The organism is Paractinoplanes toevensis, from assembly GCF_018332695.1.
Lineage (GTDB): Bacteria > Actinomycetota > Actinomycetes > Mycobacteriales > Micromonosporaceae > Actinoplanes > Actinoplanes toevensis.
The window spans coordinates 1-20,820 of record NZ_BOQN01000052.1; the positions used below are offsets into that span (position 1 = coordinate 1).

19 protein-coding genes are annotated in these 20,820 nt (G+C 71.4%); 6 read left to right on the forward strand and 13 right to left on the reverse strand.

The annotated features are described in order from the left end of the window. Positions 1–501 precede the first annotated feature (501 nt). Complete coding sequence (locus Ato02nite_RS19745) at positions 502–2,112, forward strand: amidohydrolase (protein WP_213008052.1); 1,611 nt, start codon at positions 502–504, stop codon at positions 2,110–2,112. On the opposite strand, the gene Ato02nite_RS19750 is transcribed toward Ato02nite_RS19745, so the two are convergent. From Ato02nite_RS19750 to Ato02nite_RS19780, 7 genes are all read right to left on the reverse strand, one after another. Then, the gene (locus Ato02nite_RS19750; protein ID WP_246607218.1) at positions 2,100–3,797 is read right to left on the reverse strand and encodes a SulP family inorganic anion transporter; all 1,698 of its coding nucleotides are present in this window, start codon (positions 3,795–3,797) and stop codon (positions 2,100–2,102) included. The genes Ato02nite_RS19745 and Ato02nite_RS19750 overlap by 13 nt on opposite strands. Positions 3,798–3,850: 53 nt before the next feature. Next, the gene (locus Ato02nite_RS19755; protein ID WP_213008053.1) at positions 3,851–4,870 is read right to left on the reverse strand and encodes a phosphatase PAP2 family protein; all 1,020 of its coding nucleotides are present in this window, start codon (positions 4,868–4,870) and stop codon (positions 3,851–3,853) included. Between the two features lie 128 nt (positions 4,871–4,998). Then, the gene (locus Ato02nite_RS19760; protein WP_213008054.1) at positions 4,999–5,964 is read right to left on the reverse strand and encodes a cyclase family protein; all 966 of its coding nucleotides are present in this window, start codon (positions 5,962–5,964) and stop codon (positions 4,999–5,001) included. Next, complete coding sequence (locus Ato02nite_RS19765) at positions 5,961–7,088, reverse strand: alpha/beta hydrolase family protein (protein ID WP_213008055.1); 1,128 nt, start codon at positions 7,086–7,088, stop codon at positions 5,961–5,963. Before Ato02nite_RS19765 ends, Ato02nite_RS19760 begins: the two co-directional genes overlap by 4 nt. After that, complete coding sequence (locus tag Ato02nite_RS19770; protein ID WP_213008056.1) at positions 7,088–7,993, reverse strand: fumarylacetoacetate hydrolase family protein; 906 nt, start codon at positions 7,991–7,993, stop codon at positions 7,088–7,090. Before Ato02nite_RS19770 ends, Ato02nite_RS19765 begins: the two co-directional genes overlap by 1 nt. Then, a complete protein-coding gene (locus Ato02nite_RS19775) occupies positions 7,993–8,931 on the reverse strand; it encodes a VOC family protein (protein ID WP_213008057.1) in 939 nt (312 codons plus the stop codon). Before Ato02nite_RS19775 ends, Ato02nite_RS19770 begins: the two co-directional genes overlap by 1 nt. 9 nt (positions 8,932–8,940) lie before the next feature. Next, positions 8,941–10,071, reverse strand: coding sequence for an FAD-dependent monooxygenase (locus Ato02nite_RS19780; protein ID WP_246607219.1), 1,131 nt, complete (start codon positions 10,069–10,071; stop codon positions 8,941–8,943). 114 nt (positions 10,072–10,185) lie between these two features. On the opposite strand from Ato02nite_RS19780, the gene Ato02nite_RS19785 reads away from it, so the two are divergent. Together Ato02nite_RS19785 and Ato02nite_RS19790 are read left to right on the forward strand one after the other, a co-directional pair. Continuing rightward, the gene (locus Ato02nite_RS19785; RefSeq protein ID WP_213008059.1) at positions 10,186–11,166 is read left to right on the forward strand and encodes a LysR family transcriptional regulator; all 981 of its coding nucleotides are present in this window, start codon (positions 10,186–10,188) and stop codon (positions 11,164–11,166) included. A 43-nt stretch (positions 11,167–11,209) separates the two neighbouring features. Continuing rightward, positions 11,210–12,469: an MFS transporter gene (locus tag Ato02nite_RS19790; RefSeq protein WP_213008060.1), complete on the forward strand. Its 1,260-nt coding sequence runs from the start codon at positions 11,210–11,212 to the stop codon at positions 12,467–12,469. Positions 12,470–12,761: 292 nt separating this feature from the next. On the opposite strand, the gene Ato02nite_RS19795 is transcribed toward Ato02nite_RS19790, so the two are convergent. After that, complete coding sequence (locus Ato02nite_RS19795; protein WP_213008061.1) at positions 12,762–13,208, reverse strand: hypothetical protein; 447 nt, start codon at positions 13,206–13,208, stop codon at positions 12,762–12,764. A 109-nt stretch (positions 13,209–13,317) separates the two neighbouring features. Between Ato02nite_RS19795 and Ato02nite_RS19800 the strand changes: the two genes are divergently transcribed. Then, positions 13,318–13,578 carry a hypothetical protein gene (locus tag Ato02nite_RS19800; protein ID WP_213008062.1) on the forward strand — a complete coding sequence of 87 codons (261 nt, stop codon included), beginning with the start codon at positions 13,318–13,320 and terminating at the stop codon, positions 13,576–13,578. Here the strand turns inward: Ato02nite_RS19800 and Ato02nite_RS19805 are convergent. After that, positions 13,545–14,759, reverse strand: coding sequence for a family 1 glycosylhydrolase (locus tag Ato02nite_RS19805; RefSeq protein WP_213008063.1), 1,215 nt, complete (start codon positions 14,757–14,759; stop codon positions 13,545–13,547). The genes Ato02nite_RS19800 and Ato02nite_RS19805 overlap by 34 nt on opposite strands. Before the next feature lie 100 nt (positions 14,760–14,859). Between Ato02nite_RS19805 and Ato02nite_RS19810 the strand changes: the two genes are divergently transcribed. Next, a complete protein-coding gene (locus Ato02nite_RS19810; protein WP_213008064.1) occupies positions 14,860–16,302 on the forward strand; it encodes an alpha/beta fold hydrolase in 1,443 nt (480 codons plus the stop codon). A 77-nt stretch (positions 16,303–16,379) separates the two neighbouring features. On the opposite strand, the gene Ato02nite_RS19815 is transcribed toward Ato02nite_RS19810, so the two are convergent. The 4 genes from Ato02nite_RS19815 to Ato02nite_RS19830 form a co-directional block, all read right to left on the reverse strand. Then, positions 16,380–16,577 carry a hypothetical protein gene (locus Ato02nite_RS19815; RefSeq protein ID WP_213008065.1) on the reverse strand — a complete coding sequence of 66 codons (198 nt, stop codon included), beginning with the start codon at positions 16,575–16,577 and terminating at the stop codon, positions 16,380–16,382. A gap of 92 nt (positions 16,578–16,669) precedes the next feature. Continuing rightward, positions 16,670–18,079, reverse strand: a complete 1,410-nt coding sequence (locus Ato02nite_RS19820) for an amidase family protein (protein ID WP_213008066.1) — start codon at positions 18,077–18,079, stop codon at positions 16,670–16,672. Between the two features lie 11 nt (positions 18,080–18,090). Beyond that, positions 18,091–19,710, reverse strand: coding sequence for a CocE/NonD family hydrolase (locus Ato02nite_RS52540; protein WP_213008067.1), 1,620 nt, complete (start codon positions 19,708–19,710; stop codon positions 18,091–18,093). A 1-nt stretch (position 19,711) separates the two neighbouring features. After that, positions 19,712–20,173, reverse strand: a complete 462-nt coding sequence (locus tag Ato02nite_RS19830) for a DUF3237 domain-containing protein (RefSeq protein WP_213008068.1) — start codon at positions 20,171–20,173, stop codon at positions 19,712–19,714. 68 nt (positions 20,174–20,241) lie between these two features. On the opposite strand from Ato02nite_RS19830, the gene Ato02nite_RS19835 reads away from it, so the two are divergent. Beyond that, complete coding sequence (locus tag Ato02nite_RS19835) at positions 20,242–20,820, forward strand: TetR/AcrR family transcriptional regulator (RefSeq protein WP_213008069.1); 579 nt, start codon at positions 20,242–20,244, stop codon at positions 20,818–20,820.

The window sequence follows — 20,820 nt, forward strand, 5'->3', positions numbered from 1 at the left end:
CTCAAAGAACAACCGCACCCGTGTTATAACGCCCTCGGGGCTTAGTTCGACCCGCAGAACAGTACACGGTGATCCACCGCGACTATTCTCCGGGGTTGTCTCCAGGACGGCCGCTCCGGCTGCCCGAAGGCTTCCGTTCGCTCGCCCGTCTCCCTGGCGACTTGGAGAACACTACATCCTGTTCTCCGGGGCGCCAAATCGGCCCCCACCGTTTCGCGCACGTTCCAACTCAAGAGTGAGGCCGTCAAGGAAAAACCCCAGCGCAACGGCGTAGGCCGACCCTGACATGACCGTCCGAGCGCCCCGCGCACGCTGCGATGTGGGGATATGTGCCCGCCGGCAGCCCGGCGTAAACATCCGCCCACGCAGCGGAGTCCTCGGTGGAGCGCGAGACGGCGGCGGGGTCGTCGGTGCCGCGGAAGTAGCGGTACAGCGCGCCATTGACCATGGGAGAGGGGCGATGATTCGGTTAGCGCCCGCCCCCTGAACGGAGTTCACACCATGCACGCAGACCTCGTCTTTCACGGTGGATCGGTGTTCTCCGGAGGTGTGCTGAGCACGGACTCGGTGGCCGTGCGCTCCCGGCGCATCGTGGGCGTCGGTGACGTGCGGGACCTGGTCGGGCCGGAGACCGAGATCGTGGACATCAAAGGGCGCCTGTTGCTCCCCGGCTTCCAGGACGCGCACATCCACGCGGTGATGGGCGGGGTCGAGCTGGGCCAGTGCGACCTGACCGGCACCACCGACCTCGCCGAGTACCAGCGCCGGATCGGCGACTTCGCGGCCGCCAACCCGGACGCCGAGTGGATCGTCGGTGGTGGCTGGGCGATGGAGAGCTTCGAGGGTGGCGTGCCCCGGCGGGAGCAGCTCGACCAGGTCGTCAAGGATCGCCCGGTCTACCTGCTCAACCGCGACCACCACGCGGCCTGGGTGAACACCCGCGCGCTCGAGCTGGCCGGCATCACCCGGGACACCCCCGACCCGGCCAGCGGGCGGATCGACCGCGACGAGCACGGCGAGCCGGTCGGTGCCCTGCAGGAGGGCGCGATGGACCTGGTCAGCGTCCCCGCGACGACGGCCGAGGAGCGCTATGCCGGGCTTCTGCGGGCGCAGCGGCTCCTGCACGCGTTCGGCATCACCGCCTGGCAGGACGCCATGGTGTGCGCCACCAACGGGTACGACGACATCTCCGACGCGTACCTGAGGGCGGCCGAGACCGGGACGCTCACCGCGACCGTCGTCGGTGCCCTGTGGTGGGACCGTGACCGCGGCGCCGAGCAGATCGCGGAGCTGGAGGCCAAGCGGGGCGCCTTCACGGTCGGGCGGCTGCGCTGCGACTCGGTGAAGATGATGCTGGACGGGATCGCCGAGAACTTCACGGCCGCGATGACCGAGCCCTACCGCGACTCGTGCGGCTGCGTGACGGCGAACCGTGGGTTGTCCTTCATCGATCCGGAGCTGCTCCCGGCGTACGTCAGCGAATTGGATCTGAAGGGTTTCCAGCCGCACTTCCACGCCCTGGGTGACCAGGCCGTGCGCAATGCTCTGGACGCCGTCGAGGCGGCCCGGCGGGCCAACGGCCCGAGTGACAATCGGCCGCACCTGGCGCACCTGCAGGTGGTGCACCCACAGGACGTGCCGCGCTTCGGTGAGCTCGGCGCGACCGCGAACATGCAGCCCTACTGGGCGTCGCACGAGCCGCAGATGGACGATCTGACCATCCCGTTCCTGGACCCGGCGCTGGCCGGGTGGCAGTACCCGTTCGGTGACCTGGCCAGGGCGGGCGCGCGGCTGGCCGGCGGCAGCGACTGGCCGGTGAGCACGCCGGATCCGTTGCAGGGCATCCACGTCGCGGTCAACCGGGTCCATCACGGGGAGGACTACGAGGGCTTCCTGCCCGAGCAGGCGCTCACCCTGGCGGCCGCGCTCACGGCGTACACGGAGGGGTCGGCCTTCGTGAATCGCCTGGATGACACCGGTCGGATCCGCCCGGGTTTCCGGGCGGATCTCGTCGTGCTGGACCGCGACATCTTCGCCGCGCCCGCCGCCGAGATCGGGGACGCGCGGGTGGCCCTGACGTTCGTCGACGGGACGGCCGCCTACGAGGGCTGATGCCAGGTGGCGCCGGTTTCGCGACGGTAGGCGGCGACCGCGTCGTCGATCGTCGGGAAGAAGTGCGCCGGGTCGATGACGCGGGTCAGCCGGTAGCGGTCGATCTTTTCGTGGACGGGGTGCTTCATCTCGGCGAAGACCAGCGAGATGCCGGCGGCGTTGAGTTCCCGGTCGAGCTCGTCGAGGACGTCGGCGGCGGTCGTGTCGACGTCGGTGATCGGCTCGGCGGCGATGATGATCCATCTCAGGTCGGGGACGTCGCGGGCGAAGGCGCGCAGCCGTTCCCGGAACACTCGCACGTTCGCGAAGATCAACGGTGCGTCGAACCGGAACAGGACGAGCCCGGGCAGAAGCGCGGCCGAGGGGTGGACGCTGGTGTCGTGGAAGCCGTTCAGGCCGTCGGCCCGGCCGAGAACCGCCTGGTAGGGCCACCACACCCGGCGGAAGACGTTGAGCACCGACAGGATCACCGCGACGCCCATGCCGGGCAGGACGCCGAGCACGGCGACGCCGAGGAACGCCGCGACCGCCAGCCAGAACTCGACCCGGCGGCGCCGCCACAGCGACGCCATCGCCGGCAGGTCGGCCAGCGACAGGGCCGCCGCGATCACCACGGCCGCGAGGGTCGGTTGCGGCAGGTTCTTCAACAGGTCCGGGGCGACCAGCAGGAGTACGCCGATGGCGACCGCGCCGACCACCCCGGTCAGCTGGCTGCGAGCGCCGGCCTGCTGGGCGACCGCGGTGCGGGAGCCGCTGGTGCTGACCGGGAAGCCCTGCAGGAACGAGGCCGCCACGTTGGCCGCCCCGATGCCGATCATCTCCTGGTTGCCGCGCACCTCCTGGCCGGTGCGGGCGGCGAACGCCGAGGCGGTGGAGATGGTGTCGGTCAGCGAGACCACGGTGATGCCGAACGCGCCCACCGCGAGCAGGCCCAGGTCCTCGAGGGAGGCCGACGGCAGGGCCGGGGCGGGCAGCCCCTGCGGCAGCGGCCCGACCACCTGCACGGCCAGATCGAACACCGACACCGCGAGGGTCGACAGCACCACCGCGATCAGTACGCCCGGCACCTTCGGCAGCAGCCGGCTCAGCACCACGATCACCGCGAGGCCGAACCCGCCGACCGCCACGGCCTCCATCACCACCCGGCCGTCGGCGATGCCTCGGACCAGATCGGCCGTCTCGGCCAGCAGGCCGTCACCGTCGGCGGAGAAGCCGAGCAGCTTCGGCAGCTGACCGATCAGGATCGTCAGCGCGATGCCGTTGAGATAGCCGACCTGGGTCGGGTGCGACAGCAGGTCGGCGAGGAAGCCGAGTTTCGCGAAGCCGGCCACCAGCAGCATCACCCCGACCATGAGCGCGAGGGTGGCGGCGAGCCCGACCGACTCCTCCGGGGTCGCGCCCACGCCGATCGCGCCGACCAGCACGGTCGCGATCATCGGTCCGAGCGAGGAGTCCGGGCCCAGCACCAGCACCCGGGACGGCCCGAAGACCGCGTAGGCGAGCAGGCAGACCATCGACGTGTAGAGGCCGGTGATCGGCGGCAGGCCGGCCAGCTCGGCGTACGCCATGCCCTGCGGCACCAGCAGCGTGGTCAGCACGATGCCGGCCACGAGGTCGCGCGGCAGCCAGGCCGGTTGGTAGGTGCGCACCGCCTGCACACCCGGCACCCACCGGCTCAGCTCCACTGCCCCAACCTAGCGGCGCCCGGCCCGGGGCGGACCACCCGCGGCGGGCTATCTCAGCGGTGCGGCGCGCGGCGGGATCTGGGTGCGCCGGGCCCATGGCGGGCCGAGACCGGCGGCCGGGTGAGGGCATCGCCGTCGACGCGTTGTTTCGGCACGCAGACGGCGGCCTCCGGGGGCAGCTCCCCGGCGACCGGTGGGTAGGTGACCAGGGCGGTCAGGGGTGCACCGGGAACCAGGACGGCGAGCGGGGCATAGGGCTGGAGAAGGCGGTGCGCCGTCAGCACCGACGCGGGCACGGCCTCGGCCGGCAGGGCCGGTGCGGGCACGGTCGGGGCGGGCGCGAGGACCGGCGGCGCGGCCGGCTCGGCGGCGGCCGGGCGGGACAGCGGGGTGACCACGGCCAGGACCAGGCCCAGCAGGGTCACCGCGGCGATGGCGTCGAGCCAGTAGTGGTTGCCGGTGACGACAACCACGAGCAGGGTGGTGATCGGATGGGCCAGCCACAGCCAGCGCCACCGGGAGCGGCTCGACGCGATCAGCGCGATCGCCACGGCCAGGGCCCAGCCGACGTGCAGGGACGGCATGGCGGCGTACTGGTTGCTCAGGGTGTCGGTGGTCGGTGAGCCGTAGACCGACGGACCGTAGAGCTTGCCGGTGTCGATCAGGCCGGTGGCGGCCACCATCCGCCCGGGCGCGAGGGGGAACAGCGCGTGGGTCACCAGGGCCAGCGCGGTGAGCGAGGCCAGGCTGCGGCGGAACCACAGGTAGATCGTCGGCCGCCGGAGGTAGAGCCAGATCAGCGTGGCCGCGGTGGCCGGGAAATGGACGTACGCGTAGAAGCAGTTCGCGGCCCGGACCAGCCAGGTGTGGTGCAGCACTGCCGCCTGCAGGGCGGCCTCGCTGGGCAGATGGATGAGGCGTTCGAAGTCCCACACCGTCCGGGCGTTGGTGAAGGCCTCGCTGACGTGGCCCTCGACCAGGAGCCGGCCGAGTTTGTAGGCCAGGAACAGTACGGCGACCAGGAGGATCTCGCGGAGAGCCCGCCGGGCCGCCAGTACCCGAAGCCGATCCATCTGGAACCTCCGTGACCGGGGACCACTAGGCGCCCCTGCCGCGGTCCGACCTCCAGCATCGGCCCGAAATTGCTCACTGAGCAAACTTCCCGCCTGATAACTGGGTCACCCTCTCAGCCTGCCCACAGTTACTTGACCGCGATGGGGTTGATCGGGGAGCCGACGGCGCCGGTGATCGGCAGCGGGGCCGCGGTCAGCCAGAAGTCGTAGACACCGTCGGCGGCGCAGTCGGCGGCCAGGGCGTCCGGGTCCCACATCTCCCCCAGGAACAGGCCGATGTGCGGGATGGCGACCTGGTGCAGCGGCTGGAAGGCGTCGTCGAACTCGTTCGGCCGCACCTCGAAACCCCAGGTGTCGGTGGCTATCGCGGCGATCTCGGAGGTGTGCAGCCAGTCGGCGGTGGTGAAGGACAGCCCCGGGGCCGGCCCGCCCGCGTAGTCGCCCCAGCCCTCGCGGCGGGCCCGGGCCAGCTGGCCGGTGCGGACGACCACGATGTCCCCGCTCCCGACCGCCGACGACGGCCCCTGCCTCTCCACGGTGGCCATCAGATGCGAGGGAGTGATGGCGAAGCCGTCCGGCAACTCCCCGTCGACGCCGAAGGCCCGGCCCACGTCGAGCAGCACGCCGCGCCCGGCGATCACGCCGGCGACCGTCTCGATGCCGGTGACGCCGTCGCCGAGGCTGGTCACCGTCTCGGCGGCGAGCCGGCCGTTCCAGGCGTGGCCGTGGTCGAAGATGTGGCCGAGGCCGTCCCACTGGGTCGAGCACTGCAGCGGCATGGCGATCACGTCGTCGGCACCGCCGAGGCCGTGCGGGAAGCCCTGGATGCCGGCCGCCGCGTCGGTGCCGGTGTCGAGCATCGTGTGCACCGGGTTGGTGCGCCGGCGCCAGCCCTTCTGTGGCCCGTCCATGTCGAAGGACTGCGCCAGGGAGAAGGAAACCCCGCGGCGGATCAGCCGGGCGGCATCCAGCCGCTTGGCGTCGGTCAGGAAATTCATGGTGCCGCGTACGTCGTCGGCGCCCCACCGCCCCCAGTTGGAGCAGCGTTTCGCGGCCGCGGCGATCGCGCCGGCCGGGTCGGTACGGTCGATCATGCGAAGGTCCCGGCGATCCAGTCGGCGATGAACACACTCACGTACGGCAGGTGGTCGAGCCCGATGTGCTCGGCGCCGCCCTCGGCGGGCGTGAAGATCCGCAGTTCGCGCCGGGGGCTGTTGACCGCCTGCTCGTAGGAACGGTGGGCGTACTTCAAGGGGATCTGCCGGTCGTTCTCGCCGTGGGCGATCAGGAACGGGACGGTGATCTTCTCGACGACCCCGTCCAGGTGCACGTTCGCGGCCTTCTTGAGAAACGCGTCGCGGTCGGTCTCGCCCCACACCCACATGACGTGGTCCCAGTAGTGCGGAACCGGGTTCTCCCCCTCACGCTCGACCCGGCGCAGCTGCACCTCACCCCAGTTGTGGTTAGCGCCCCACGCGACGCAGAGGGCCAGCCGCTTCTCGAAGGCGGCGGCCCGGGGTGCGTAGTAGCCGCCGAGGGACCAGCCGACCAGCCCGATCCGGGCCGCGTCCACGTCGCCACGGGCGAGCAGGTAGTCGACGCAGGCGGCGGCCCAGTCCTCGGACTCGACCCGGGCGGTGAGGCCGCCGAACCGCAGGGCCTCGCCGCTTCCCGGGCAGTCGACCATCAGCGTCGAGATGCCGCGGGCGGCCAGCTCGTGCGGGAAGCTGGAGACGTACATGTGCTCCTTGGTGGAGTCCAGCCCGTTGAACATGATGATGCAGGGCGTGCCCGGCCCGGCCGACTTGAAGTAGGCCGGCAGGGTGGTCCCCTCGAACGGCACCGCGACCCGGGTGGTGGCCGGGTCGATCAGGTCGAACGTCTTCTGCATGAGGTCGAGGCAGCGCTGGTAGATGGCCCGGCGTCCGGGGTCGTGGGCGCTCTGCATCCGCTCGGCCTGGGTCAGGTAGTTGGTGGCCCGGAAGTACAGCTGCCCGGCGGTCCGGGCCGATCCGGCCGCGGTGGCCTGCGCCTCCAGGTCGTCGACGACGGCGGTGAAGGAGGCCATCAGTTGCTTGGTGCCGACGTCGGAACCCTGGGCGGCCAGGTCGCGGATCGGCCGGCACGCGCGGTCCACCTCGTCGATCAGGCCGCCGCTGTTCAGCGCGGCCACCACGCTGAGGTTCCAGACGTAGTTGCCGGGAAAGTACTCGAACATCAGGGCCTGCCTTTCGGAGGGCGAACGGGCGGAAGGGCGGCGGCGGGCGGCGCCGAGGTGACCCGGTTGGTCAGGCTGCCGATGCCCTGCACGGTGAGGGTGACGACGTCGCCGTCCCGCAGCGGCGGCGGTTCCTGCTTGCCGGACCGGCCCCACAGCTCGGCCAGGCAGCCGCCGTTGCCGACCGTCCCGGAGCCCAGCACGTCGCCGGCGACGACCCGGCTGTCCCGGGCGGCGTAGGCGAGCATGGTCTCGAAGGTCCAGCCCATGTTCGAGAGCAGATCCCGGCCGATCTCGGCGCCGTTGACCGCCGCGGTGCACTCCAGGGCGAGGAAACCGTCGCCGTCGAGGTAGGGAGCCAGCTCGTCGGCGGTGACGATCCACGGCCCGAGGCTGCCGGCGAAGTCCTTGCCCTTGGCCGGGCCCAGGTTGACCTGCATCTCCCGGCTCTGCAAATCGCGCGCCGACCAGTCGTTGAAGATCGTGTATCCGAAGATCCCGGAGGGGCCGACGATCGCGGCGACCTCCAGCTCGAAATCACGCGCCACCGAGGAGGCCGGAAAGGCGACGTCGACGTCGGGGCCGGTCAGCGTGTGCGGGTTGGTGAAATAAAAGGTCGGCGCGTCGTACCAGGCCTCCGGCACCCCGCCACGGCCGTCGACGGCCCGCCGTACGCCCTCGACGTGTTCTTCGAACGCGACGAAGTCGCGGAAAGAGGCAGGCTGCAGCGGCGCAAGCAATCGCACCTCGGCAAGGGGTACGCCGGGAAGCGTTCCCACCGAGGCCGCATCCCCGGACTCCACGACCTGACGAGCGGTGAGCCCGTCGGCAAACGGGTGCACGGCGTCGTCGCGGACCACACCCGACTGCGTCTCGCCCTGGAAAGCCCAGGTGGCGATCCGCATCAGACCGGCGGGGCGACGAAGATGCCGCGGTCGGGGTCGTTGAACGACTGCTTGGCGACGAACTCGGTCATCGGGTTCGCCGTGCCCCACTGGTCGGACACCGCCGGGTCGGAGAAGTCGTAGAGGTGCGGGTGCCAGCTGTCCTCGTCGAGTTCCTCCAGCTCGGTGGTGTACTCGATGGTGTTGCCGTGCGGGTCGAGGAAGTAGGAGAACGTGTTGTTGCCGGCCATGTGCCGCCCCGGCCCCCATACCTTCTCGACGCCGCCGCGCAGCAGCCGGCCGGTGCCGCGCATGTACTCGTCGATGCCGCGCATCTCGAACGACGCGTGGTGCAGCGCCACGTGCGGCCCGCGGGCGATGGCGAGGCTGTGGTGCCAGCGGTTGGTGCGCAGGAACCACATCATCGAGCCCATCCGCGGGTGCATCAGGGTGTCGGAGAGCGCGAACCCGAGATGCTTCTCGTAAAACGCGACGGTCTGCTCCGGGTTCGGTGAGTTGATCACCACGTGCGAGAGCTTGACCGGGACGGATTCGCCCTCCTCCAGCTTCCGGTGGGCACGAACTTCAACATCGGAAGAGACTTCGACCGTACGGCCGTCGCAGTCGAAGAACCGGAAACCGTAACCGCCGCCGGGGGTCTGCATCGTGCCCGGCTCGCCGACCAGCCGGACGCCGTCGGCGCCGAGCCGCTCGGCCAGCGCGTCCACGTCGGCCGGGGTGGCCGCGCCGAACGCGATCAGGTCGAGCCGCTTCTCGGCGGCCTTGCGGAGCCGCACCGAGTACTGCTCGGGGGAACCGGCCGCGGCGAGGAACGCGATGCCCTCGTCGGTGACCGTGGGGTCGAGCCCCCACATCGTGGTGTAGAACTCCAGCTGCTTGTCGTAGTCCGGCACGGCCAGGTCGACGTGGCGCAGGTGGGTGATCAGTCGTTCGTTCATGGCGGGTCCTCAGGCGGGATTCATCAGAAGGTGGGAGATGCGGCCCATCAGCCCCGGCACGTCGCCGCGCTCGTGGGCGAGCAGCCAGCGGCACAGTTGCAGCGAGCCCTCGACGACGGTTTTCGCCCGCTCGAAGCGGCGGCCGGTGAACTCCTGCCACAGCTCGTCGCTCAGCACGGATTCCCGCAGCAGCAGCTCGGCCAGCACCGAGGCGTCCTCGAGGGCCTGGGCGGCACCCTGGGCGAGGGTCGGCGGGCAGGCGTGCGCGGCGTCGCCGATCAGCACGACCCGGCCGCGGTGCCAGGGGCCGTCGAGCAGATGGCTCTCGAACCACGTGTAGTTGATGCGCGAGGGGTCGGTCAGGGTCTCGCGGATGTCGTCCCACGGCCCGTGGTAGGCCCCGGCCAGCGAACGCATGACGTCGAGACACTCGTCCGGCGTGAGCGTGCTGCGATCCTGCGCGTCCTCGACCAGGTAGGCGTAGAGCGTGTTCTCGCCGGTCGGGCAGTACCCGGCGATGTAGCTCGGCCCGCCGTAGTACAGGTCGGTGCGGGTGACGCTCGCCGGGCGGGACGTGAAGGCCCGCCAGATGCCCATGCCGACGTTCGCGGTCTCCAGCGGGATGCCGAGCGTGCGGCGGGTCCACGAGCGGATGCCGTCGGCCCCGACGACCAGGTCGTAGTCGCCGGCCGTACCGTCCGCGAAGGTGACCGACACGCCGTCGCCGTCCTGGTCGAGTGCCGTGTACGTGGTGCCGAAGCGGACCTTGACGCCGGCCGCCTCGGCCCGCGCCACCATGATCCGGGCCAGGTCGGGGCGGTACATGCCGAGCGTGGCGGGCAGGTCCTCGCCGCCGGTGCGGATGTCGTCGAGCTCGGCGATCAGCGTGCCGTTCGGGTCGGGCGCGCGCAGGCCGAGCGTGTCGAAGGCGTATCCGCGCCGGCTGATCTCGTCCCAGACGCCGACTTCCCGCAGGACCCGCAGAGCGTTGCCCTGCAGGGTGATGCCCGAGCCGAGAGCGCCGATGTCGGGCTTGATGTCGATGAGCTCGACCGCGACCCCGCCCTCGGCCAGCAGCGTCGCGACAGCGGCGCCGGCGGCGCCGCCACCGACCACGAGAACGTTTCGTACGGCAGGCACGATCATTACCCCCTGTTGCCGGGATGTGACTGCCACCACTGTCCAGGGCCGTCCGGCCATCAGGAAAGGCCCAACTGCTGATGTTGGCCATCAGCCGTGCTTATACTTCGGCCCGTGACGGCCGACCGCGTGCTCGCCAACCTCGATCTCAACCTGCTGGTCACCCTGGACGCGCTGCTGCGCGAGCGGAACGTGACCCGCTCGGCCGAGGCGCTCGGGGTGAGCCAGCCCGCGGTCAGTGCCGCGCTGGCCCGGCTGCGCCGGCACTTCGGCGATCCACTGCTGGCCCGCACCGGCAACCGGTACGAACTGACGCCCCTCGCCGCGCAGCTGCTCGCCCTGACCGGGCCGGCCCTGGCCGGGGTGCGGCGGGTCTTCGACGTGACGCCCGACTTCGACCCGACCACGATCGAGCGCGAGTTCACGGTGATCACCTCGGACTACGCGGCCACCGAGGTGGGGCCGCTGCTCGCCCGGCGACTCGGCGAGCTCGCGCCCGGGGTGCGGCTGCGGTTGCAGCAGACCACGCCGTACACGGTGGACCACGCGGCCGACACCCTGCGCACCGCCGACGGTCTGCTGCTGCCGCACGGCTTCCTCACCGACATCCCCTACCTCGATCTCTACGAGGATCGATGGGTGTGCATCGTGTCGCCGGACAACGACGCCGTCGGCGACACGCTGACCCTGGAACACCTGGCCATGCTGCCGTGGGTGGTGCTCTACAACCTGCGCACCGCCTTCGCGCCGGCCACCCAGCAGCTGCGGTTGCTCGGGATCGAGCCGCGGGTCGAGGTGGTGGCCGACGGCTTCCTGCCGATGCCGTTCCTGGTGACCGGGACGCGGCGGGTCGCGCTGCTGCAGGAGCGCCTGGCGCGGCGGTTGGCCGGCCCGGCCGGCGTACGCATAATGCCGTGCCCGTTCGATGTGGTGCCGCTCGCCGAGGCGTTCTGGTGGCATCCGATCTACCGCAACGACCCGGCCCACGCCTGGCTGCGCGGCGTCCTGGACTCGGTGGGCCGCGAGCTATCAGCCCCGGTTATGGCGCCCATAGCCGAATTCCCTCTTCCGGATGGCCCGGCGACGCCCCGATAGTCCGGTGTGACCTGCGTCTCCACCGTCGAAGGGCCGCCCCACCATGTCGTCACCCCTGGAGTCCCCGTCCATATCGGGCCGTGCCTCGGACAGCGCCTCCGTCGGTTCCCCGGACAGCGCCGCTCGTGCCCCGGACGGCCGCGAGGCCGGCCCGGCCCAACTGGCGCTGCTGCTCGCCGGTAGCTGCCTGGCCGTGCTCGGCGCGGTGCTGATCGCGCCGGTCCTGCCCAAGATGGAGGACCACTTCGCGGGGATCGCCGGCGCCGACGTGCTGGTGCCGATCGTGCTCACCGTGCCCGCGCTGATCATCGGCCTGACCGCACCGTTCGCCGGAGTCGTGATCGACGCCCTCGACCGCAAGCGCCTGCTGCTCGCCGCGCTGGTCGTCTACGCGATCGCCGGCACCGCGCCGCTCTACCTCGATTCGCTCGGCGCGATCATCGCCAGCCGCGCGGTGGTCGGGCTGTGCGAGGCGGCCATCATGACCTGCTGCACCACGCTGATCGCCGACTACTGGTCGGGCCCGAGACGCAGCCGCTACCTCGGCCTGCAAACCCTCGCCGCAACCCTCGCGGCCACGGTGTTCCTCGCGCTGGGCGGGGCGCTGGGCGCGGCCGGGTGGCGCACGCCCTTCTGGGTGTACGCCGTAGCGCTGCTCCTCGTCGTACCCATGGCGAAGCTGTTGTGGCAGCCCGCCGCCGGCCCGAAGCCGAAGAAGTTGCCCTCGCTGCCCTGGCGGGAACTCTTGGTCCCGTGCCTGATCACGCTGGTCGGCGGGGTGGTGTTCTACGCGCTGATCGTGCAGCTGTCGTTCGTGCTGGACGACCTCGGCGTCACGTCGAGCGCCGCGATCGGCGGGGTCAGCGCCGCGATGTCGCTGGCCACCGCGGCCGGTTCGGCGTCGTTCGCCCGGCTGTCCCGGCAGCGGCCACGCACCCTGCTGCCGATCGCGTTCGGCCTGGCCGCGGTGGGCCTGGCAGTAGTCTTCGCGGCCCCCAACGTGCCGGTGGTGACGGTCGGCGCGATGATCACCGGGGCGGGCACCGGCCTGCTGCTGCCGGTGCTGCTCACCTGGGCCACCAACCGGCTACGGTTCGAGCAGCGCGGCCGGGGAACCGGCCTGTGGACCGGTTTCCTGTTCGTCGGCGAGTTCGCGTCACCGCTGCTGGTGGCCGGTTTCGGCGCCGCGGCGGGCGGCCTGCAGCCGGGGCTGGGCGTGCTGGCGGCGGTGTCCGCGGTGCTGGCCGTCATCGCCCTGCTGGTGGTCCCCCGCACCGCCGCACCCCTCAACGTGACGTCATAGCCGACCGCGCGGGGCCTCGCCCCCGCGCCACATCGCCGCAGGAATTGCCGGGGCCGGGCGATATAAGCGGCATATCGTTTCGTCGGCGATGCGTCGCCCACTATTTGTGCGCGCAACGACGATGGCTCGGAATCCAGAAGGCCACCGTTATGGGAGAGGAACGTGACTGGCACGTCGGAAAGGCGGAATCGCCGGGCCCGCCCGGTGGGGGCGCGCGGAGGGTGAGTCTTGCGCAGCGGGACCGAGTGCCGGGGAACTGGTCCTACGGCGTACTTGGGAATTGGAACTGACCTTAAGAAACGCTGCGCAGAACGGCTTCGCTCAGCGTTACCGAATTGTCGGCGGCGGGGATTGCACGGCCGTCGACGAACGGGTAATAGCCCTGGGTGGTGTTGACCAGATTCCATGCTGTTTCGTCGCGGACCTGCAAGAGCAGCACGAATTCGCCGCCTCGGTGTAAGCCCTCCGGGATCTCCGGGCCTGCCGTGGCGTAAATGACGTCGATCGTCGGTCCGGCGCTTCCCTTCGCGACGGCGGTGACGTGCACGGTCGCGATCGTCTCGTCGGCTCGCTCGCGGGTCGATGCGATCGTGCCGCGCACGATCGCCTCGGCGCTGTTCTCCAGCTCGGCGGTGGTCGCGTAGTACGGCTCGTCGGCGGCGCTGTTTCCGGTGCCGCCGCCGGTGCTCAGTGGCCAGAAGCCCACGATGCCCACTACGGCCAACAGCACGACGGCCATCGCGATCGCCAGCCATCGATGCCTACGCACCTTGAGTTCTCCTTTTTTCGGTTACCCCCGGGACGGCGGCCGCACTACTGAGTGGCTCCCACAACCGGAAGGATCTCCTATGCCCGCAAGTAAGCGCCGCCGCCTGGTCACCATCGTCGCAGCAGCCACCGCCGGCGTGCTGACCGTCGGCACGGTCGTCGCGGCCGGACAGCTCAACGCGTCCGCCGCGGAGAGCAGCCGGGTCGGTTTGGCCGGCATGAACGGCGGCACCGCCGGCGGCTCGAGCGGCACGGTCGTCACCGTCACCACGGCCGTCGCCCTCAAGACCGCGCCCCTGGGCCGAGCTCAGACTCCGTTCGCGCGGGCGATACCCCCGTAAACGGCGGCACTCGGTTTCGGGCTCCGCTCGAAGGTCTCCCGGTCCACGCTGTGCAGGCCCAGCTTCGGCCCGTACCCGAAGATCCATTCGAAGTTGTCCATCAGCGTCCAATGGAAGTAGCCACGAACCGGCACGCCGTCCTCGACCGCCTGCCACAGACCTGCCAGCGATTCCGGGATGAACGCGGCCCGGCGGCTGTCGTCCTCGGTGGAGATGCCGTGCTCGGTCACCATCACCGGCACGCCCGTGACGGCGTGCGCGTACCGAACGGTCTCGCCGAGGGACCGCGCGTCCACCGCGGAGAGCGGGCCGTGGTCGCCGATCGGTCCGTTCCCGTCGTAGTAGTGCCGCTCGTAGTTCTGGATGCCGATGTAGTCGTCGCCGCGGGCCAGCTCCAGCCACCGCGCGTAAACCTCGGCCCGCTTCCGGTCCCGCACCGCCGGATCGTCCCCGACCACCTGGTCGTCCACGATCGCCAGGGAGAATCCGACCGGCAGGTCGGCCCGGCGCGCCTTGATCGCGGCGCGAGCCGCGAGGTGACCGGCGCTCATCCCGTCGCCCATCGCGTCCAGGTCCTCGGGCACCATGACGTTGGTCAGCCGGTAGCGCTCCACCCCCGCCGCTTTGCTCGCCGCCTCAAGCGTCGCGCGTTCCAGATCCCGCACGAAGTCCGGTATCGCCGTCCAGCGCAGCAGGTGCGGCAGGTTCGGCTCGTTCAGCGTGACCGCCACCGCGATCCGGTCCCCGAAGGCGGCCATCACCCGGTCGCAGTAGCGCGCGAAGAACCCCGGCGCCGCCGGATCGAGCCAGCTCCCCCGGGCCGCGAACCAGTGCGGCGAGGTCATGTGGTTGAACGTCACCACGGCCGCCAGGCCGCGCTCGGCACACCGGTCGACGATGCCCTCGTAGTGCGCGAGCGCCTCGTCGTCGAACTGCCCCTCGGCCGGCTCGACCCGCGCCCACTCCACCGAGAACCGGTAGGCCGACAGCCCCATCCCGGCCGCCAGATCGACGTCCTCCCGCCAGAGCCGGTAGCCGTCGCAGGCCTTCCCCGACGGCTCCCGGAACACCGACGGCGTCACGTGCTCGGCGAACCAGGTATCGCTGGTCGTGTTGTCGCCCTCGATCTGGTGACCGGCGCTGGCCACACCCCAGAGGAAATCCGCAGGAAAGGTCCGCATTCGATCATTAGTACAGCCGCCCGGCGCGCGGTCAATCATTTCGTGTGACGAACCGGCCGTTCGGGCCGGTCTGCGGGCCGGTGTCCCTAGGTTCGGGCCCATGAGGATCCTGGGCGCGGTGGCCGCGCTGCTGACATTGAGCGCCGGACCGGTCGTGGCGGCCCCGGTCGCGCCGGGCCTGGACTGGGCGGACTGCGGCGACGGGGTCTATCAGTGCACACCCGCCCAGGTTCCGGTGGACTACCGCCGGCCCGACGGCGCCCGGCTGACGCTGCAGCTGCGGCGGTGGCCGGCCGCCAAGCCGGCCGAGCGGATCGGGACGCTGTTCCTCTACGCCGGTGGGCCCGGCAGCTCCGGGTGGGAGTGGGTGCAGGGGTTCGCCGGCTCGGCGATCCAGGAGATCCGCGACCGGTTCGACATCGTCGGGTTCGATCCGCGGGGGGTGCACCGCAGCCGGCCGGTCAGCTGCCTGGATCGGCCGGACTACCAGGCCCAGTGGGCTTCGCCGGCGACCTTCGGCAACGCCGTACGCTCGGCCCGGCAGTGGAATGCCGCCTGCCTCGCGCATTCCGGAGACCTTCTGCCGTACGTCGGTACCGAGTTCCAAGCCCGCGACCTCGACCTGTTGCGGGCCGCCGTCGGCGACTCGAAGCTGACGTTCTTCGGCGGGTCGTACGCCACCTACGTCGGCACCGTCTACGCCAACCTGTTCCCCGGGCGGACCCGGGCGCTGGTCCTGGACTCCGGCTACGACCCGGTGAAGTACGCCCAGGACCCGTACTCCTACGACTACGGGCAATACCGGGCCACCGAGGCGGCGTTGCAACGCTTCCTGCGGTGGTGTGCCGCCACGCCCGCCTCGTGCGCCTTCGCGGCCGGGAGGCCGGACCTGGCCGCGCGGGTGCGGGCGATCCTGGATTCGCTCGACGCCCACCCACTGCCGGGCGTCAACGGCGCCACGGTGTTGTCCGAACTGACGTCCCGGCTGAACAGCGGCACCCGGCGGTGGGCCGCCCTGGGCACCGACCTGCACCTCGCCGAGTCCCGCACCGGGCCCCTGATGTACGCGATCAGCCAGTCGGACACGGCGTTCAACGCGGTCAACGTGGCCGTCGAGTGCGCCGACCGGGTCTACCCGCCGGGCCTGCCGCAACTGCGCACCCGGCTGGCCAAGGTCGCGGCGGACTTCCCGCTCACCGCGCCGCGCATGGCGTACGGGCCACCCGCCTACGACCAGACCCACGCGCCGGCGTGCCTGCAGTGGCCGGCCGCGCGGCTCAGTCGCTACACCGGGTCGTACCGGGCGGCCGGGTCGGCCCCGATCCTGGTCTCCGGCAACACCGGCGATCCCGACACCCCGTACGCCGACGCGGTCGCCCTTGCCCGCATCCTGGCGAACGGCCACCTGATCACGTGGCAGGGCGAGGGCCACACCGCCCGGCGCAAGAGCGCCTGCATGGAGGCTTACATGTACGAATACCTGCTGCGCGTCACCGTCCCACCCGCCGGAACGGTCTGCCGCGACGCCCCGATCCCCGGTTAATGATCTCGCGCACCCGGAGAAGGCATTGGCGCGGTCTACGGCGGCGGGAACGACGCTCGACGCCCGTTCGACGTGCGTCAGTGGCGTCGGCGGTCTCGGCGGGTCGCTACGGTGGCGGCCACGGCGCCGAGTAGGAGGCCGGCCAGGGCGCACAGGAAGCTCGTGCCGATGGCCGAGTCGTTGGCCTCGTAGCCGCCCGCGCCGAACCAGCCCCATAGCCCGCCGGCCACGGCGCCCAGGACGAGACCGATCACCGGCCAACTTCGGTGTTTCATGACCCCATCGTCGCTTGTGGATGGTGCGGAACGCCATGGGTGGGACGGCGGCCGGTGGGCCGCGTGGGTGCCGCCGTCCCGGGGCGCGCCGGTCAGGGGCGTGGGTCGATCGGGGTCAGGGTGGGGGCGGCCGCCTCGATGTCGCGGGCCGCGGCCAGGGCGATGTGCTCGCCGTGCAGGCGGGCGATCACCTGGACGCCCTGGGGGCGGCCGTCGGCTAGGCCGGTGGGGACCGCCACGGCGGGCAGGCCGAGGAAGTTCGCGGTGACCAGCAGGCGGTGCTGGCGCCACTGCTGGGTGGTGGCCTCGGGGCCGGACAGGTCCCAGCCGATGGCCGGCATCGCCGCGGTGGTGACCGGGCCCAGCACGATCGGGTAGCGGGTGTGGAACTGCCGCCACAGCGCGGCCAGCGCGTGCCGTTCGGCCCAGGCCGCCGCGTACGCGGGGGCGGTGTCGAGCAGGTCGACGCCGGCCACGTTGTCGGTGAAGTACTTGACCGTGCCGGCCGACAGCGGGCCGGGGAACACGCCGGGGGTGAGCAGGCCGGGGGCCATCTCCGAGGCGGAGATCTGCCGCCACAGGGTGGCGCAGCGGTCCACCTGCGGCGGTTCCACCTCCTCGACCTCCCAGCCGGCCGCGGCCAGGGCGGCGGCGGCTTCCCGGACGGCCGCGGCCACCTGCGGTTCCACGCCCCAGCCGGCCGGGTCGACGGTGACCGCGACCCGGCGCGGGCCGTCGTAGCCGGTGGGGTGCGGGACGGTCACGCTCTGCGGGTCCACGTCGTCGGCGCCGTGCATGACGCCGAAGAGCAGGTCGAGGTCGGCGACCGTGCGGGCCAGCGGGCCGTTCACCGCGAAGGCCTGCAGGGACAGCTCGATCGGCATGATCTGGCGGGTCGGGGCGGGCACCCGGCCGGCCGACGGGCGCAGGGCGGCGATGCCGGCCGCGTGGGCGGGCAGCCGCAGTGAGCCGCCGTAGTCGTTGCCGACGGCGGCCGCGGCCATGCCGGTGGCGACGATGACCGCGTCGCCGCCGCTGGAGCCGCCGGGGACCCGGGTGCGGTCCCACGGGTTGAAGGTGCGGCCGAACAGGTCGTTGTCGGTGTCCCAGCGCAGCCCGACGTCCGGCATGTTGCCGCGGGCCACCGGGATCGCGCCGGCGGCCAGCAGCCGGGTGACGAAGCTGGCGTTCGAGGCGGGGATGTGGTCGGCGGCGAACGGCAGGCCCGACGTGGTCGCGGACCAGGTCAGGTCGATGTTCTCCTTCACCGAGATGGGTACGCCGGCCAGCGGGCCGGGGTTTTCGCCGGCCGCGATGCGGGCGTCCACCTCGGCGGCGGCGGCCCGGGCCCGGTCGGCGAGGACCACCGTGGCGGCGCCGGCCGCCGGGTTGACCTCGTCGATACGAGCCAGGTGGGCCGCCACCACGTCACCGGCCGGCACGCTTCCGGAGCGGACCGCCTCGGCGATCTCCGTGGCCGAGAGAAGAGTGAGCTTGTCCATGGTGGGGCCTCTCATAGGACGGTGACGGTCAGCCGGCAGCCGGTGCGGCCACCCAGACGTACCCGCTGGTGGTTGGGCTTGGTGGTGGCGGCCAGCCAGCGGTGTTCGCCGGTGCCGGGGGCGGGGATGAACTCGGGGGCGTCGCTGCCGGCCAGGGTCAGGCGCAGGGCGTGCCCGGGTGGCAGGCGGTAACCGACGTGGCCCAGGTCGAGCTCGACGTCGAACGCGGTGCCGGGGTCGAGGATGGTCTGCTGGCCGCGGGCGATCAGGTGGGTGGTGCCGTCGGGGGCCACGTCGGACAGGCGGGCGAACAGGTCCATCTCGGGGCCGTCCGAGCCGACCGTGGCGTGCAGCCGGACCGGGCCGGCCAGGTCCAGCGGGCCGTCGACCGGGTCGGCGGTGAAGGTGAGGACGTCCGGCCGGGCGGCCAGACCCCGCTCGTCCGGCAACTCGGCGAGGAACGCGAACGGGTCACGGACCGGGGACGGCACGGGCGACGACGCGTCGTGGACCCAGGACTTCTCGACCGGCGGATCGAAACCACCCGCGACCAGGGTCCCCCCAGGATGGGGATGTAACTCCATTGCCCGTACGCCGGAAGGAGGCCAATGGGCCGCCGGGCGCAGGGTGGGGTCGCCGGAGTTCGCCAGTTGCCAGCGGACCCTGGGGATTGTCGCGGCCTTGCCGCGCAGGAAGACGTCGAAGAAGTCGGCGGCCGGTTCGAGGTAGCGGTTCATCCAGGTCTCGTCACGGGCGGCGGCCGGGTCGAAGTGGCTGTTGTTCTCGTGGTCGATGGCCTCCAGCAGCAGGAAGGTGTTCTGCGACCAGGCCGGCCGGCGTTCCAGCTCGCGGTAGTCGGACCACTGCCAGGGTGCGCAGTTGTCCCACCATCCGATGGTCAGCAGGACCGGGACCGCCGGGGCGTCGAACGGGCTGCCGGCCGGGAATCGGCGCAAACTCACCGGGTGCGGGAACCAGAGGTCGTAGGAGGCACTTCGGGAACCCACCGCCTGGAAGAACTCCTCGACCGCGTCCGCGAGGGGGCGCCGGGACCAGTCGAGCTCCCACTCGAGGATGTCCCGGTCGTGGAACATCGACAGCGGATAGAACCGGTGCACGGACATCTCCACGTCGTGCGTGCGCTGCCCGGGGATCGGCACCGGCAGTTCGCCGAGGCGGGTGCCGGTGACGCGCGGGACCATGGCCTTGAGCGCGCGGTGCGCGGACGACGCGGCGGCCCACTGGGTGTAGCCGTAGTACGAGTCGCCCCACATGCCGACCACGCCGTCGGACCACTGCTGGTGGGTGATCCACTCGATGGTGTCGTAGCCGTCGTACGTCTCGTTGACGAACAGCAGCGTCTCACCCTCGGAGCGGAACTTTCCGCGTACGTCCTGCACGACCATCGTGTAACCACGGGCGATGAACCAGGCCGCGACCCGGGGCATGAAGGTGTACTCGCCGGTCTTGTCGTACGGCAGGCGGGTCAGGATGGTCGGGCCCGGCACGGCCGGGTCGGCGGGCAGGTAGACGTCGGTGGCGAGGCGGACGCCGTCGCGCATGCGCACCATGTGCTGGGTGGCGTCCGGCGACAGCGGGCCGGGGCCGGTTCGGTGGATCTCGATCGTCATGTCAGAGCACCTCGAAGAAGCGGATGCAGACCTGGCCGGCCTCGCCGCGGGCCAGCCCGACGAAGACCGACTCGGCCAGCCACCGGTGCTGGTCGGCGTCGGTGCGGAAGACCGGGCTGGTGCGGTAGTAGTACTCGGTCTCGGGAATGTCCTCGCCGGCGTCGACGCGGCGCTCGATGTCCGGGTCGGCCCGCCAGAAACCGCGGTTCACGATGTCGATCACCGCGCCGTCGTCGGCCCGGAGCAGGTAGCGCGCGTCCAGCTCGGTCGTGCCGCCGCGGGTGGTGGACCAGTCGCCGCCGCCGGGCAGGACCACGCCGTTCAGCCGGGGGCCGGCCACCGAGCCGCCGGTGATCGGGGTGAACATCAGCACCTCGCCGGGTCCCCGGCCGACGTGCAGTGACTCCGCGACGCCGACCCGGGCCTCGAAGGCGAACGCCAGCCGGGGTTCGGGCAGGTTCATGGTGACTCCGTTCTTCGTCGCAATGACAATCAATTAGAGTGGCGTTGAATTTCGAGTGAGGAGCCGCGATGGGACGCCCGAGCATGGCCGCCGAGCGGACCGAGCAGATCATGCAGGCCACCGGCCGCTGCCTGCGCAAGAACGGGCTGGCCGGCACCACCCTGGAGCGGGTGTCCGAGGAGTCCGGGCTCAGCCGCAGCCACGTGCGGCACTACGTGGGCAACCGGGACGATCTGCTGCGGGCGTTCGCGTCCTGGCTCTACACCGGCTACGAGTCTGAGTTCACCGGGGCGGTCGCCGAGGCGGAGGGGCCGGCGAAGCTGCCGATCGTGATGGACTACCTGTTCGGCAGCGGCTTCCTGCCGATCAGCGACGACGACACCGTCATCCGCGAGCTGATCACCGCCGGTATCACCGACGAGCGGATCCGGTCGATCCTGCAGGCGCAGTACCTGGGGGCGGTCGAGACGATCGAGGAGGCCCTCGCGGCCGAATATCCCGATGCGCCGGCTCTGCGACGGCGGTCGGCCGCTTACGGCCTGTGGTGCCTGGCGCTCGGCAACTCGACCATGGCCGAGCTCCAGCTGCCGATCGCCGGCGGCGGCCTGGTCCGGACGGCCGCCGAGTCCCTGCTGGACCAGCTGTGA

What these genes read in the sequence shown, in the direction of transcription:
- Ato02nite_RS19745 (WP_213008052.1), top strand. Translation starts at nt 502, where the DNA reads ATGCACGCAGACCTCGTCTTTCACGGTGGATCGGTGTTCTCCGGAGGT.
- Ato02nite_RS19755 (WP_213008053.1), bottom strand. Translation starts at nt 4,870, where the DNA reads ATGGATCGGCTTCGGGTACTGGCGGCCCGGCGGGCTCTCCGCGAGATC.
- Ato02nite_RS19760 (WP_213008054.1), bottom strand. Translation starts at nt 5,964, where the DNA reads ATGATCGACCGTACCGACCCGGCCGGCGCGATCGCCGCGGCCGCGAAA.
- Ato02nite_RS19765 (WP_213008055.1), bottom strand. Translation starts at nt 7,088, where the DNA reads ATGTTCGAGTACTTTCCCGGCAACTACGTCTGGAACCTCAGCGTGGTG.
- Ato02nite_RS19770 (WP_213008056.1), bottom strand. Translation starts at nt 7,993, where the DNA reads ATGCGGATCGCCACCTGGGCTTTCCAGGGCGAGACGCAGTCGGGTGTG.
- Ato02nite_RS19775 (WP_213008057.1), bottom strand. Translation starts at nt 8,931, where the DNA reads ATGAACGAACGACTGATCACCCACCTGCGCCACGTCGACCTGGCCGTG.
- Ato02nite_RS19790 (WP_213008060.1), top strand. Translation starts at nt 11,210, where the DNA reads ATGTCGTCACCCCTGGAGTCCCCGTCCATATCGGGCCGTGCCTCGGAC.
- Ato02nite_RS19795 (WP_213008061.1), bottom strand. Translation starts at nt 13,208, where the DNA reads ATGGCCGTCGTGCTGTTGGCCGTAGTGGGCATCGTGGGCTTCTGGCCA.
- Ato02nite_RS19800 (WP_213008062.1), top strand. Translation starts at nt 13,318, where the DNA reads ATGCCCGCAAGTAAGCGCCGCCGCCTGGTCACCATCGTCGCAGCAGCC.
- Ato02nite_RS19805 (WP_213008063.1), bottom strand. Translation starts at nt 14,759, where the DNA reads ATGCGGACCTTTCCTGCGGATTTCCTCTGGGGTGTGGCCAGCGCCGGT.
- Ato02nite_RS19810 (WP_213008064.1), top strand. Translation starts at nt 14,860, where the DNA reads ATGAGGATCCTGGGCGCGGTGGCCGCGCTGCTGACATTGAGCGCCGGA.
- Ato02nite_RS19815 (WP_213008065.1), bottom strand. Translation starts at nt 16,577, where the DNA reads ATGAAACACCGAAGTTGGCCGGTGATCGGTCTCGTCCTGGGCGCCGTG.
- Ato02nite_RS19820 (WP_213008066.1), bottom strand. Translation starts at nt 18,079, where the DNA reads ATGGACAAGCTCACTCTTCTCTCGGCCACGGAGATCGCCGAGGCGGTC.
- Ato02nite_RS52540 (WP_213008067.1), bottom strand. Translation starts at nt 19,710, where the DNA reads ATGACGATCGAGATCCACCGAACCGGCCCCGGCCCGCTGTCGCCGGAC.
- Ato02nite_RS19830 (WP_213008068.1), bottom strand. Translation starts at nt 20,173, where the DNA reads ATGAACCTGCCCGAACCCCGGCTGGCGTTCGCCTTCGAGGCCCGGGTC.
- Ato02nite_RS19835 (WP_213008069.1), top strand. Translation starts at nt 20,242, where the DNA reads ATGGGACGCCCGAGCATGGCCGCCGAGCGGACCGAGCAGATCATGCAG.